Below are 12981 nucleotides of genomic sequence, written 5' to 3' on the forward strand. Positions count from 1 at the left end.
CTGACGTTCATGCCCCTGCAGATCACTGGCGCGCTAGGCGACCCCGACCTCATCCGGCTCCCCTGGGACGTCCCGCTGGCCGACTGGCCCAAGCATCATCTGGTCGATCTGCCGCGCGGCATCTCCCGCCACGTCGTGCGGTTCGCCCGGCTCTCCGGCAAGGTCTACGCGATCAAGGAGATCAGCGAGCGGTACGCCAGGCGCGAGTACCAGCTCCTGTGGGACCTGGCCAGGCTGGACGCCCCGGCCGTCGAGCCCGTGGCGTACGTGACCGGCCGCGACGAGGGCCTGGACGCCGCGCTGATCACCCGGCACCTGCAGTTCTCGCTCCCCTACCGGGCCGTGATGTCCGGCACCCTGCGCCCCGACACGCTCACCCGCCTGCTCGACGCGCTCGCCGTGCTGCTGGTGCGCCTGCACCTGAACGGCTTCTACTGGGGTGACTGCTCGCTGTCCAACACGCTCTTCCGCCGGGACGCCGGCGCCTTCGCGGCCTACCTGGTGGACGCCGAGACCGGCGAGATGCACCCGATGATCAGCGAGGGCCAGCGGCTGACCGACATCGACGTCGCCCACACCAACATCTTCGGCGAGATGCTGGACCTGGAGGCCGGCGGGCTGCTGCACCCGTCGATCGACCCCATGGAGACCGCCGAGGACATCGTCACCCGCTACCACCGCCTGTGGGCCGAGATCACCGACAGCGAGATCATCGACGAGGTCGACTGGCACCGCGTGGAGCAGCGCATCCGCCGCCTGAACCTGCTCGGCTTCGACGTCGCCGAGATGATGGTGCGGCGCAAGGTCGGCACCGGCCGCCTGATCGTCCGGCCGAAGGTGGTGGACGCCGGCCACCACCAGCGCCGGCTGATCAGGCTGACCGGGCTCGACGTGGAGGAGAACCAGGCGCGGCGGCTGCTCAACGACCTGGACGGCTACCGGGTCGCCAAGGGCCTGCGCCACGAGGACGAGGCCATCGTCGCCCACCGCTGGCTGGCCGAGGTGTTCCACCCGACGGTCGACGACATCCCCGCGGAGCTGCGCGGCAAGCTGGAGCCCGCGCAGCTCTTCCACGAGATTCTCGACCACCGCTGGTACCTGTCGGAGACGGCGGGCGGCGACGTCGGGCTGGCCACGGCGGTGAAGTCGTACGTGGACAACGTGCTGGTGCACAAGCCCGACGAGAAGGCGCTGCTGCCCGACGACCCGGACGAGGACGATCAGTAGGCGACCGTGATGCGGGTGCGCGGGTGGGCGTGCTCCTCCAGCTCGTCGGCGATCGCCACCGCGTAGTCCTCGGCGGTGATGAAGCTGCGGCCGTCGGCGTCGCTGAGCAGGTCGTCGCGGCCGATCCGGTAGACGCCGGTGCGCTCGCCGGGCGCGATCTCGGCGGCCGGTGAGACGTAGGTCCAGTCGAGGTCGGTCACCTCCCGGTAGAGCCCGAGCGCGGCCCGCGCGGCCCTGGCCTCCTTCTTGTAGATCTCCGGGAAGCCGGGCGTGTCGACCAGGTCGAGGCCGGGGCCGGCCTTGAGGCTGCCCGCGCCGCCCACGACCAGCACCCGGCTCACCCCGGCGGCGCGCAGGCCGTCGATGAGGGCGCGGTTGGCGGCCAGGAACGGCGGCTCGGGCTCGGTGCCGTCACGCGGCGGGGCGATGGCGCAGACGACGGCGTCGTAGCCCTCGGCGAGCGTGGCGGCGTCGTGGACGTCGCCCTTGACGGGACCGCGGCGGCTGACACCGGTGACGTCGTGGCCGCGGCCGGTGAGTTCGGTGACGATGCGCTGACCGATCATTCCGGTCGCGCCGAACACGAGGATCTTCATGAGAAGCACAGTATCCAATGGATACTGGTTACTTCATCGTGCTATAAGTACCTTATGGATACCGGTGATGCCTTCGACCCGAACTGCCCGACTCGGCTGGTGCTCGACCGGATCGGCGACAAGTGGTCGGTGCTGGTGCTGCTCAGCCTCAGCGACGGGCCGATGCGCTTCACCGTGCTGCGCGGGCGGATCGGCGGGGTGACGCCGAAGGTGCTCACCCAGACGCTGCGGGCCATGGAGCTGGACGGGCTGATCACCCGCGAGGTCTTCGCCGAGGTGCCGCCGCGGGTGGAGTACGCGCTGACCGACCTGGGCCGCTCGCTGCACGCGCCGATCTCGGTGGTCGCGCGGTGGGCCGAGGAGAACGTGCACGAAATGCTCCGCCATCGTGAAAAAACCTCGTGAATTGATCATATTTCCGCACGAGTGATGCTTTTCTTCGTCCTGGCCGTATAAAAACGTATCCCTCGGTAAATCGCCTGCCTTCTGGTCTCTTGTGGCCCCCTACGCTTTCCCCGTCCCACGACGGAGGGAGGCTCGCGGTGCTGGGAGTGGACACCTGCCTGGCGGAGGTCATGTCGATACCGGGCGCGCTCGACGCCATGCTGGTCGACGGCACGAGCGGCATGGCGGTCGCCTTCAGCAGCGCGTCCGGCGTGGACGCCGACAGGTCCGCCGCCGCGCTGACCGAGGCGCTGCGCGCCACGACCGACGGGCTGACCCGGACGTGTCCCGGCGAGATCGTGCGCATCGACGACATGCTCGTCACCACCGACCGGGGGCACCACCTGCTCCGGCTGCTGGAGACGGTCTTCGAGGGGCCGCTGGTCATCTACGTCCGCCTCGACCCGGAACGGTCGAACCTGGCCCTGGCCCGTTACCGCCTGCGGGCCATCTCCGACCTGCTGACCACCTGAGCCATGGCCGCGCTCGACTCACTCCTCGCCGGACTCGCCCGCGAACGCGCGTCGGGGGCGCTCCGCGTGGGCCGGAACGGCACGATCTACCTGTCGGACGGGCGCGTGACGTACATGGAGTGCGCCCAGACGCCGGGCGTCGAGCGGCTGTTCGCGGCCAGGGGGCGGGTCCCGGAGTCGGCCCTGCGCGCCCTGCAGGCCGACGGCGGCCGCGCCCGGCTGCTCCAGGACGGCCCCGTCACGCTGGCCGAGCTCCAGTACGCCGTGCTCGGCGTGGTCCAGGACGCCGCCTTCTTCCTGCTGCCGGTGACCGGCGTGCGGCCGAAGTTCCGGCCCGGCGAGGAGCACTGGCTGGGCGGGCAGTGGTTCTTCGACGTCCAGGAGCTGGTGCGGGAGTCCGCCCGCCGCCGGGAGCAGCTGGCCGGCATCTGGCCCTCGCCGGAGGTGGACACCCAGCCCGTGCGGCCGGTCCCGCGCCTGCCCGGACACGGGGTGGCGCTCAGCCAGGTGCAGTGGGAGGTCGTCGTACGGGCCGACCACAAGGCGACCCCGCTGGAGCTGGCCCGGCACCTGGGCCGGTCGGGCTACTCGGTGCTGGTGGCCGTCAGGAGGCTGGCCGCCGCCGGCCTCCTCGTCCCGCCGGACCCGGCACGGCCCGCGCAACCCCGTCCGGACGACGGGGAGGCGCTGCCCAAGCGGGTGCCGGGCGCGGTGGCAGCTCCCGCCGGGAACGGGCGGGCGGGGGCCGCCGGGCCGGTGCCGACGGGCGATCCGACCGATCTGACGCTGCTGCTGCGGCTGAAGAAGGCGCTGGAGGAGATGCCGTGAGGTTCCCCTCACGACGCGGGAGGAGGCCACCCGTGGAGCTACGGCAAGAGGTCCTGGCGGAGATGGAGCTCCTGCGCGGCCGCACGCCGGACGTCACCGGCAGCGTCGCGTGCACCGTCGACGGCCTGCGGATCGCCTGCGACCTGCAAGGAGACACCGGCGAGCAGGTGGCGGCGCTGTCGGCGGCGCTGCTCGCGATGAGCGGCCGGATGCTGACCATGGCGGGCCGCGGGGCGTTCGAGGAGACCCTCGTGTCCGGCACCGCCGGGTTCGTGGCCTTCTACGCCGCGGGCCCCACGATCGTCCTCACGGTTCTGGCGGGACCCGGCGCCAACGTCGGGCTCCTCCGGCTGGAGGGCAGGAAGACGGCGGCCTCCGTGGCCGCCGTGGCACGCAAGCACTGACCATCCCCACCGAAGCGGAGGAAAGCATGGCAGGCATGGACGTCTCCCTCAAAGAGATGATGAGCATCGACGGCACGATCGGGGCGGCGATCGTCGACCACGGCAGCGGCATGGCGCTCGGCACGCTCGGCGGCTCGAAGGAGCTGGACCTACAGGTCGCGGCGGCGGGCAACACCGAGGTCATCAAGGCCAAACTGCGCACGATGGACTCGCTGGGCCTCAAGGACGGCATCGAGGACATCCTGATCACGCTGACCGCCCAGTACCACATCATCCGCCCGCTGACCGGTCGCAGCGGCAAGGGCCTGTTCCTCTACCTCGCCCTCGACCGCAACCGGGCCAACCTGGCCCTGGCCCGGCACATGCTCAAGGTCATCGAGGAGAAGCTGGAGCTCTGACCGGCCCGCGCAGCGAGGCTCCGCGGCGGGTCATGCGGCGGGTCACGCGGCGGGCTCGGGCCGGGCGGGCGTCGCGGAGCCGGTGTGGGCGGTGATCTCGGCGACGATCGCGGGCCAGAGGGCGCGGGGCAGGTCGTGGCCCATGCCGGGGTAGGTGACCAGGCGGGCACCCGGGATGGCGGCGGCCGTGGCCCGCCCGCCGGCGAGCGGCACGAGCTGGTCGTCCTCGCCGTGGATGACCAGCGCGGGCACCTTCAGCCCGCCCAGCGCGGACGTGCGGTCGCCGGAGGCCATGATGGCGGCGAGCTGGCGGGCCGTGCCGGCCGGGTCGTGGCAGCGGTCGAAGGCGAGCCCGGCCAGCCTGGTGACGCGTTCGCGGTCCAGCTCCCAGCCGGGGGACCCGAGCACGGCCCAGGTCGTCAGCGCGCCGGCGACGACCCCCTCGCGGTCGGTCGCGGGCTTGGCGAAGAGCACCGCGGCGGCCGCCTCGGTCGGCGGGGCCGCCTGCGGGCCGGGCGTGGACATGATCGAGGTCAGGCTCAGCACGCGAGCGGGGTGCCGGATGGCCAGCGCCTGGGCGATCATCCCGCCCATCGAGGCGCCGACGACGTGCGCCGCGGGCAGGCCCAGGACGTCCATGAGCCCGGCGCTGTCGTCGGCCAGGTCGTCCAGCACGTACGGCGAGGGCGCGCCCCATGCGGGCACGCCCTCGTCGTGGAGATGGGTGGACAGGCCCGCGTCGCGGTTGTCGAACCTGACGACGTGGTGGCCCTGCTCGGCCAGGAGTTCGCAGAACTCGTCGTCCCAGTGGATGAGCTGGGCGCCGAGTCCCATGATGAGCAGCAGGGGCCTGCCCGCGGGTGAGCCGAAGCTCTCGTAGGCGATCTCGATGCCGTTGGCGGCTGCGCGCTGGATCACAGCGACCAGAATGTCATTCTAGTCGCGAGGCGTAAAGAGCGGTCTGTCCGGAGATCAGTCGTTGAGGAGCTTGCGCAGGCGCTCGCCGCCGAGCACCACGCCGCCGCCGGCCAGCACGAGCACGCCGGCCATGACGGTGCCGCCCATCGCGACGGTCTTCCCGACCTGGCCGCCGGCGGAACCGGCCGCGTCCTCGGCGGGCTTGTCGGCCAGCACCTTGGGAGGCTCGGCCGGGTTGTCGTCGAACCTGCCCCACGCGCCGGTGGAGAAGGCCACGGGGTAGTTCTTCTTGCCCTTGCCGTCGCCCCACTTGGTGATGACGTAGTCGATCTTGATGTGGCCCTGGCCGCCGTTGCCGTCCACGCCGAGCGTGTCGGGGTTGAAGGTGCCGCCGGTCAGCTCGGCGAAGGTCTTGGCGTCGAGGTCGAGCATGACGCCACGGCTGGAGGGCTCGCCGGGGCCGCGGTCGCCCACGAAGAACGGCATCTTCTTGCCGTTGTAGGTCACGTAGCCCTCGGTCATGAGGGGCCAGCTCGGGCTGGCGGCCAGGCCCTTCTGCATGGGCTTGCCGCTGGCGGGGAGGCCGGTGTCGCCGGCCCGGCCGGAGGAGTCGTCCCAGAAGTAGGAGGCCTTCGTGGAACCCTTGAGCAGGATCTTCTGGTCGTCGCCGGTGTCGGCGTGGGCGCCGGTGGCGGAGATCGTCAGCGCGCCCATGGCGGACACGGACAGCAGGGCGAGAGAGCGCAGGCCAAATCGAGACATGAAGCAGTGAAGTCCTTCGCGAGGGGACAGGGGGAACGCGCGTGACTACGGTGCGTAACCGGGCAGAGCGCCGAAAGGGTGGTTACGCGGCGCGTGGGGGAAGTCAGGGAAGAGACCGCTCAGCAGGCGGTCGTCACTACACTGTCCGGGGGTACGACGAGGTGGTACATGCGTGAAGTCCTCTCCATCTCGCCTACCGGGTTAGCTGACGGGTTCGGGCGTGGAGATGCCCTACCGGCACATGGCCGGATTCACCCCAATGAGATGGGTCCCCGGTTCCCGACAAGTCGGGATTCGGCGCCAGCTGTCGTCCCTCTCCTGGTAGGGACTACGCCACCAGCTGGTAATTGGTTAAGACGGTACCCAGAGATTCGGACAAATACAAACGAATCGTCATGAACCGGGTAAAGATCTACCTATCGAGGTAAAGAGAAAGGGGGCACGGCATGCCGTACCCCCTGCTAAATCGGACCTTTCAGCCGCCGCTCTTGCGCCTGAAGGATCTTTTACTCGCTGCCGGACCGTGCGCCCCGTGGATCTTCGACGGGTCCACGCCCCTGCCACCCGCGGCCGAGTCGGCCTGCTGCCCGCGCTTGCGTTCCAACGCCTCGCGGAACTTGCGCTTCATCTCGTCCTCGGGAGTCTCGCTGACTTCCGGCTCCGGTGTTTCCGCCATGAGGACCTCCTGGTTCTGGGGACATCCACAGCTTCGCACGACGTCGCTTACGACGCGAAACCGGCCTCCACTCTGCTTTCCGCCGCGGGCGCCTGCTCCAGCCGCCTGCCAGGCATCATGACCAGCGCGACCAGGGCGATCACCGCGCCCGCCACGCCCAGCGACGGGATGACCACGGCCGCCGCCGAGGCGTGCGCGGCCGCGAGCCCGTGGACCGGCGCGTCCGTGGTGATGACCGACGTGTACGCGGTGCCGGCCAGCGCCAGCGCCACCGAGCCGCCGATCTGCCGGAAGAAGGTGAGGTTGGCCGAGGCCGTGCCGATGTACCGCGGCGCGACGGCCTGCTGCACGGCCACGGTCAGCCCCGACAACATCGGCCCCATGCCGAGCCCGAGCAGCGCCATCCACCCGGCCAGCAGCAGGCCGTCGGTGCGCACGGTGAGGTTCAGGCAGAGCAGGCTGCCGGCCACCAGCAGGAACGGCGCCCCGACCAGCCACGGCTTGTACGTGCGCGTCCTGGACATCAGCGTGCCCATGAGCGCGCTGCCCGCCACCATCGCCAGCGTCATCGGGTAGATCCTCAGCCCGGACTCGGTGGCGCTGACGCCCAGCGCCTGCTGGAAGTAGCGCGGCAGGAACACCACGCCGGCGTACATGCAGAAGGCGGTGAAGAACGAGGTCGCGTTGACCAGCGTGTACGTACGGTCCCGGAACAGGTGCATCGGCATGACCGGGTTCGCCGCCCGCAGCTCGACCAGCACGAACGCGGCCAGCAGGACCAGCGCCAGCAGGATCGGCCCGGCCACGGGCGGGGAGGTCCAGGAGTTGCCGTCCAGGCCCTTCTCGGTCAGGCCGAGCAGCAGGGCGCTGATGGCCACGCTGAACACCGCGATGCCCGCGTAGTCCGGCCGGCCCCCGCCGCCGGTGCCCGGACGGAACGGCAGCCGCAGCACCACGATCGCGATCAGCACGATCCCGAGCGGCACGTTCACGTAGAAGGCCCACCGCCAGCTCGCGTGGTCGGTGAACAACCCGCCCAGGAAGGGCCCGGCCAGGTACGTCAACGCCATCACGCCGCCGAGCGCGCCCTGCACGCGGGCGCCGTTGCGTCCGGGCGGGAACATCTCCATCACCAGGGCCAGCGACAGCGGCAGCAACGCGCCCGCGCCCAGCCCCTGCACGGCGCGGAAGGCGATGAGCTGGGTCATGTCCTGGGCGAGCCCGCACAACGCCGATCCGACGACGAACACCGACATCCCGACGAGCAGCAGCGGCTTCCTGCCGTGCTGGTCGGACAGCCTGCCGTACAGCGGCACGGTGACGGTGGAGGTGAGCAGATAGGCCGTGACCACCCAGGTGTAGAGCCGGGTGCCGCCCAGCTCGCCGGTGATGCGGGGCAGCGCGGTGCCGACGATCGTCTGGTCGAGCATCGCCAGGAACATCCCGCCGAGCACCGCCAGCAACACCAGCCCGTTGCCCTTGGTCTTCATGTCATTAGTCACAGGTGAAGATTGATATGTAAGAGCTGACATGTCAAGCCTTCGCTATGCTGGCGGGCATGTCCCTGCGGATCGCGCTCCTCGGCCTGCTCGCCACCAAAGGCCCGGCCAGCGGCTACGACCTGGCCAAGAAGTTCGAGCACTCGCTCAACCACGTCTGGCAGGCGGGGCACACGCAGATCTATCCGGAACTGGTCAAGATGGCCGCCGACGGCCTGGTGACGGTCGAGCACGAGGGCGCCCGGGGCCGCAAGATCTACGCCATCACCGCCGAGGGCCGCGCGCTGGTCACCGAGTGGCTGGTCGGCCACGACCCGTCGGCGACCGTGCGCAGCGAGACCGCCCTCCAGGCGTTCCTGCTGGCCCTGCTCGACACCGGGCAGGCCGTCGCCGTGGTCGAGCGCATCAAGGCCCACTTCCAGGCCCGCCTCGCGACGCTCGACTGCCGGCCCGGGGGCCTGTTCGGCCAGTACGCGCTGTCCCTCGGCCTGCACCAGGCGCGCTCCGGCATCGAGTGGGCCGACGAGACCCTGGCCGCCCTGCGGCGCGAAGGGTAAAACGGAACTCTGCGGTTCCTGGTGTTGCGTTGGAGAAGCGCCGGATATACACCCAGGCATGATGCTCAACCTCCCAGTGCGGCGATGAGCCTCCTGGGTCGTGACCTGGCGATCGACCTCGGCGCGGCCGGCACGAGGATCTACGCCAAGGGCAGGGGCATCGTGCTGGACGAGCCGTCGGTCGTCCTGCGCGACAGGCAGACGGGCAGGGTCGTCGGCTTCGGCGCCGAGGCCCTGGACGGCGCGGACGGCGCGGACGGCGAGACGTACTGGCCGATCAGCGACGGCCTGCCCCAGGACGGCGAGCTCGCCCGGCGCATGATCAGGCACTTCCTGCGCAAGGTGCACCGGCACCCGTTCCCCCGGCCGCGCCTGGTGATGGCCGTGCCCGACGAGTTCACGCCGATCGAGCGGGTGGCGCTGCGCGACGCCGGCTTCGAGGCGGAGGCCCGCGGGATCCTGCTGGTCAAACACGCGATCGCGGCCGCGCTCGGCGCGGGCCTGCCGGTCCGCGACGGCGCCGGGCACATGGTCGTCGACATCGGCCGGGACGCCACCAGGGTCGCCGTGCTCTCCTGCGGGGCCGTGGTCGCCGCCGGAACCGTGCGCGGCGGCGGGAACGCCGTGACCCGCGCGGTCGCCCGCCTGGTCGAGGACGAGCACGGCCTGCTGGCCGACGAGCGGGAGGCCGAGTCGGCCAAGCTGCGCGCGACGCGGGAGCCGACCGGGAACGTGCTGATCCGCGGCAGGGACGCCGGCACCGGCGAGGAGCGCGCGGTGGCGCTGCCCGCGGCGCGCGTCCGCGAGGCGGCCGTCCAGCCGGTCGAGCACATCGTGCGGGCCGCGGAGTACACCATGGAACGCTGCCCTCCCGAGCTGACCGCCGACCTGGGCGAGCGCGGAATGGTGCTGGTCGGCGGCGGCGCGCTGCTGCCCGGCCTGCGCCGGCGGTTGCAGGAGGGGCTGTCCATGCCGGTGCGGCGCGCGGAGCGGCCCAGCGACTCGGTGGCCCTGGGGCTCGGACGCTGCGTGGAGGACCTGGGGCTGATCGCCAAGCTGAGGCGCCGGTGAGCGACCTGTTCGACCTGGGGGTCTCCGTCGCCGACAAGACCGTCAGGACGATCGCCGTCTACGTGACGATCGCCGTGCTGCTCCGCATCGCCGGCAAACGCGGCATCGCGCAGCTCAACAACTTCGACTTCGTGGTCATGCTGCTGATGAGCAACGTCGTGCAGAACGCGATCATCGGTCCGGACAACTCGCTGATCGGCGGCCTGGTGGGCGTGGTGATCCTGGTGGCGGTCAACTCGGTCGTGGTGCGGCTGGCGGCGACCGTGCCCTCGGTCGGCAGGGTGTTCGAGGGCACGCCGGTCGTCCTGGCCCGCGACGGGCACTTCATCCCCTCGGCGCTGCGCCGGATGGGCGTCCGGCAGGCCGACCTCAACGTGATGCTCCAGCTCCGGGGGGCCGAGAGCGTCACCGACACCGACCTGGTACGCCTGGAGCCCGGCGGCTCGCTCCTGGTTCACCTGCGCCCCGAGGAGGAGGGAGCCGAACGCGGTGACCTGGAGGACCTGTGCCGGCGCCTCGACCGCATCGAACGCAAGCTGGACGAGCTGAGAACCGGCCCCTCCTGAGAATGCGCGGCCGGATTGCCTTTTGATATCGGCCATTAATATGGCGTTAATCCCCTGCGCCCGGAATTGATCTCCGATATCGTCCCAACGTGCGCCTGGCTGGTCGCTCGGTCGTGATGTCCGCGGTGCTTGTATGCGTCGCGGTCGCGGCAGCCTGTACCTCCGGCCGCCAGTCCTCCTTCGAGGAGGCGGCCAGGCAGCTCACCGCCGACACCGACACCCTGCTCACCAGCGCCGCGCTGCATGTGTCGCCGGCCGACCGCTCCGACGAGACCGAAGACCGCTCGTGCGTGCCCGGCCAGGTGCGCCGGCTCGTCCGGGCCGAGGGCGAGGCCGCCGACGCCCCCGACGGCCTGCTGCACACCCTCCAGGACATGGGCTACGACCAGATCGTCGAGGATCTCGACCTGCGTGACGAGACCCCTGTCGTCTCCGTCGTGCGCAACCCCCGGACGAACCTGACGTTCGAGCTCACCGTGCTCGACGGGCCGAACGTCAGGATCGTCGGCAGGACGACCTGCTACTCCCCCGCCCCCGAGGCCACTCTGTCCTGACCCGAGGCGCTTGTCTCAGGGCGCCGACAGCGCCTCCGTCGGCGACAGCCGGGAGGCGCGCACGGCCGGGTAGAGCCCGGCCACCGCGCCGATGAGCAGCGTGGCCGCCAGGCCCCCGACGGTCGCCCACGCGGGCACCACGGCCGGCCACCCGCGGGAGAAGGCGTAGGCGACGGTGACGCCGGCCCCCAGCAGGATCCCGCCCGCGCCGCCCAGCGCGGACAGCAGCAGCGACTCGGCGAGGAACTGGGTGCGGATCTGGCCGCGCGTCGCGCCGAGCGAACGGCGCAGGCCGATCTCCGCGCGGCGCTCCAGCACCGAGATGACCATCGTGTTGGCCACGCCGACGCCGCCGACGAGCAGCGCCACCGCCCCGACGCCGAGCAGCAGCCCGGCGAAGGCCTGGCTGGTCGCCTGCTTGGCGGCCAGCGCGTCGGACGGGCGGGAGACGTCCACCTCGTTGGGCGCCTCGGGGTTGGCCGTGCCGGCCAGGACCGACCGCACGTCCTCCAGCCTCGCCTCCTGCGAGCGGGTGTAGAGCGTGGTCGGATGCCCGTCGAAGTCCAGCCTGGACTCCGCGACCGGCCAGCCGACCAGGGCCGCGCTGTCCAGTTCTTCGGCCAGGGGCACCGGGTCGAGCAGCCCGACCACCGTGAACCGGATGCCGCCGATCACCACCTGCGTGTCGGGGGTGACCGTGCCGATGCCGAGCCGCTGGGCGGCGGCCGAGCCGAGCACCACGGCCGGGTAGCGTTCGGTGGCCGCGTTGAGCCAGGCGCCGCGGCGGACCGTCGCGCCCACGGTCGGCAGCAGGTCGAGGCGGGCGGCGATCGTGACCAGGCCGTTGGTCTGGGGCGTCGGGATCTCCTCGCTCCGGTAGACCTTGGCCTCGGGCACCTTGCCCGTGGACGAGACCGACTCCACCGGGCCGATGCGCTCGATCATCGCCTCGGCGTCCGTCGGCATCTGGGCCGCCTCGCCCAGGAGCGTGGTGCCGGAGGAGACGGTGAGCAGGTTCGTGCCCAGCGCGGACAGCGTACGGTCCAGCTCGGCGCTGGAGGAGGACGAGATGCCCACCACGCCGATCATCGCGGCGATGCCGATCGCGATGCCGAGCGCCGACAGGAACGCCCGCAGCGGGCGCGTACGCAGGCCGACCGCGCCCACCCGCATCACGTCGCGCGGGCGCATCCTGGCCGGGGAGAGCCGGGGACGCTCCAGGGTCGCCATCACGCCACCTCGGATTCGACGGGCTCGCGCACGCACCGGCCACCGCCCTCTTCGCCGCGCCCGCGCCGCTCCGCACCGGGTTCAGATGCCGAGTCGGAGACGATCCGGCCGTCTCGCATGCTCACCTGGCGGGGGAGGCCGGCGGCGATCTCCCGGTCATGGGTGATGATCACGATGGTGGTGCCGCTCCCGTTCAGCTCGTGCAGCAGGTCCATCACGCCGGCGCCCGACACCGAGTCCAGCGCGCCGGTGGGCTCGTCGGCCAGCAGCAGCGGCGGGTCGCCGGCCACCGCCCTGGCGATGGCCACGCGCTGCCGCTCGCCGCCCGACAGCTCGTGCGGCTCGTGGTCGACGCGGTGCCCGAGGCCGACGCGGCGCAGCGCCGTCCCGGCCCGGCGGCGGCGTTCGGCCGGCGGCAGGCCGGTGTAGATCAGGCCGTCGGCCACGTTGTCCAGGGCGGTGACCTTGGCGGCCAGGTGGAAGTGCTGGAAGACGAAGCCGATCGTGGTCGCGCGCAGCGCCGAGAGCTGGTTGTCCGACAGCTTGGAGACGTCGTGGCCGTCGATCTCGACGCGGCCCGCCGACGGACGGTCGAGGGTGCCGACGACGTTGAGCATCGTGGACTTGCCCGAGCCCGACGGGCCGACGATGGCGACCAGCTCGCCGTGCCGGACCTCCAGCGACACCGAGTCCAGCGCGGCCACCCCGCCCGGATAGGTCCTGGACACGTCGGTGAGCACGATCATGCTCCGCCCCGCACCCGCAGGGGACGGGGGGG

General features: G+C 71.5%; 16 protein-coding genes, 1 pseudogene and 1 riboswitch. Of the genes and pseudogenes, 10 read left to right on the forward strand and 7 right to left on the reverse strand.

Translation table 11 applies throughout. From position 1 onward, the window contains the following. Nucleotides 1-9: 9 nt before the first annotated feature. Entirely contained in the window at nt 10-1227 is a 1218-nt protein-coding gene (locus AB0C33_RS16340) for a DUF4032 domain-containing protein (protein ID WP_358288171.1), read from the forward strand. Here AB0C33_RS16340 and AB0C33_RS16345 read toward each other — a convergent pair. After that, complete coding sequence (locus AB0C33_RS16345; RefSeq protein WP_358288173.1) at nt 1221-1823, reverse strand: NAD(P)H-binding protein; 603 nt, start codon at nt 1821-1823, stop codon at nt 1221-1223. The genes AB0C33_RS16340 and AB0C33_RS16345 overlap by 7 nt on opposite strands. Before the next feature lie 54 nt (nt 1824-1877). Here AB0C33_RS16345 and AB0C33_RS16350 point away from each other — a divergent pair, with 54 nt between their 5' ends. From AB0C33_RS16350 to AB0C33_RS16370, 5 genes are all read left to right on the forward strand, one after another. Then, complete coding sequence (locus AB0C33_RS16350; RefSeq protein WP_358288175.1) at nt 1878-2228, forward strand: helix-turn-helix domain-containing protein; 351 nt, start codon at nt 1878-1880, stop codon at nt 2226-2228. Nucleotides 2229-2365: 137 nt separating this feature from the next. Further along, entirely contained in the window at nt 2366-2740 is a 375-nt protein-coding gene (locus AB0C33_RS16355; protein ID WP_352352017.1) for a roadblock/LC7 domain-containing protein, read from the forward strand. 3 nt (nt 2741-2743) lie between these two features. Next, the gene (locus AB0C33_RS16360; protein WP_358288178.1) at nt 2744-3568 is read left to right on the forward strand and encodes a DUF4388 domain-containing protein; all 825 of its coding nucleotides are present in this window, start codon (nt 2744-2746) and stop codon (nt 3566-3568) included. Nucleotides 3569-3600: 32 nt separating this feature from the next. Further along, entirely contained in the window at nt 3601-3972 is a 372-nt protein-coding gene (locus AB0C33_RS16365; protein ID WP_358288181.1) for a roadblock/LC7 domain-containing protein, read from the forward strand. Nucleotides 3973-3998: 26 nt separating this feature from the next. Then, complete coding sequence (locus tag AB0C33_RS16370; protein ID WP_352352019.1) at nt 3999-4370, forward strand: hypothetical protein; 372 nt, start codon at nt 3999-4001, stop codon at nt 4368-4370. Between the two features lie 42 nt (nt 4371-4412). Here AB0C33_RS16370 and AB0C33_RS16375 read toward each other — a convergent pair whose 3' ends face one another. The 4 genes and pseudogenes from AB0C33_RS16375 to AB0C33_RS16390 form a co-directional block, all read right to left on the reverse strand. Continuing rightward, on the reverse strand, nt 4413-5288 hold the full coding sequence (locus AB0C33_RS16375) for an alpha/beta hydrolase (RefSeq protein WP_358288184.1): 876 nt from the start codon (nt 5286-5288) through the stop codon (nt 4413-4415). 285 nt (nt 5289-5573) lie between these two features. Continuing rightward, nucleotides 5574-6002, reverse strand: a pseudogene (locus AB0C33_RS16380) (hypothetical protein); the annotation flags it as partial. Between the two features lie 223 nt (nt 6003-6225). Beyond that, nucleotides 6226-6360, reverse strand: a riboswitch (cyclic di-AMP (ydaO/yuaA leader). Between the two features lie 165 nt (nt 6361-6525). Then, nucleotides 6526-6726, reverse strand: a complete 201-nt coding sequence (locus AB0C33_RS16385; protein WP_352323331.1) for a DUF5302 domain-containing protein — start codon at nt 6724-6726, stop codon at nt 6526-6528. 47 nt (nt 6727-6773) lie between these two features. Beyond that, the gene (locus tag AB0C33_RS16390) at nt 6774-8228 is read right to left on the reverse strand and encodes an MDR family MFS transporter (protein WP_358288186.1); all 1455 of its coding nucleotides are present in this window, start codon (nt 8226-8228) and stop codon (nt 6774-6776) included. A gap of 56 nt (nt 8229-8284) precedes the next feature. Between AB0C33_RS16390 and AB0C33_RS16395 the strand changes: the two genes are divergently transcribed. From AB0C33_RS16395 to AB0C33_RS16410, 4 genes are all read left to right on the forward strand, one after another. Continuing rightward, nucleotides 8285-8782 (forward strand): PadR family transcriptional regulator, encoded by a 498-nt coding sequence (locus AB0C33_RS16395; RefSeq protein ID WP_358288189.1) that lies wholly within the window; start codon nt 8285-8287, stop codon nt 8780-8782. 84 nt (nt 8783-8866) lie between these two features. Next, complete coding sequence (locus tag AB0C33_RS16400) at nt 8867-9853, forward strand: rod shape-determining protein (RefSeq protein WP_358288192.1); 987 nt, start codon at nt 8867-8869, stop codon at nt 9851-9853. Beyond that, entirely contained in the window at nt 9850-10419 is a 570-nt protein-coding gene (locus AB0C33_RS16405) for a YetF domain-containing protein (protein WP_358288195.1), read from the forward strand. Before AB0C33_RS16400 ends, AB0C33_RS16405 begins: the two co-directional genes overlap by 4 nt. Nucleotides 10420-10508: 89 nt before the next feature. After that, nucleotides 10509-10973: a hypothetical protein gene (locus AB0C33_RS16410; protein ID WP_358288197.1), complete on the forward strand. Its 465-nt coding sequence runs from the start codon at nt 10509-10511 to the stop codon at nt 10971-10973. Between the two features lie 15 nt (nt 10974-10988). Here the strand turns inward: AB0C33_RS16410 and AB0C33_RS16415 are convergent, their stop codons facing one another. Both AB0C33_RS16415 and AB0C33_RS16420 read right to left on the reverse strand, forming a co-directional pair. Beyond that, nucleotides 10989-12203, reverse strand: coding sequence for an ABC transporter permease (locus tag AB0C33_RS16415; RefSeq protein ID WP_358288200.1), 1215 nt, complete (start codon nt 12201-12203; stop codon nt 10989-10991). Further along, nucleotides 12203-12949, reverse strand: coding sequence for an ABC transporter ATP-binding protein (locus AB0C33_RS16420; RefSeq protein ID WP_358288202.1), 747 nt, complete (start codon nt 12947-12949; stop codon nt 12203-12205). Before AB0C33_RS16420 ends, AB0C33_RS16415 begins: the two co-directional genes overlap by 1 nt. Nucleotides 12950-12981 lie beyond the last annotated feature (32 nt).

Source organism: Nonomuraea sp. NPDC048881 (genome assembly GCF_040649795.1).
Lineage (GTDB): Bacteria > Actinomycetota > Actinomycetes > Streptosporangiales > Streptosporangiaceae > Nonomuraea.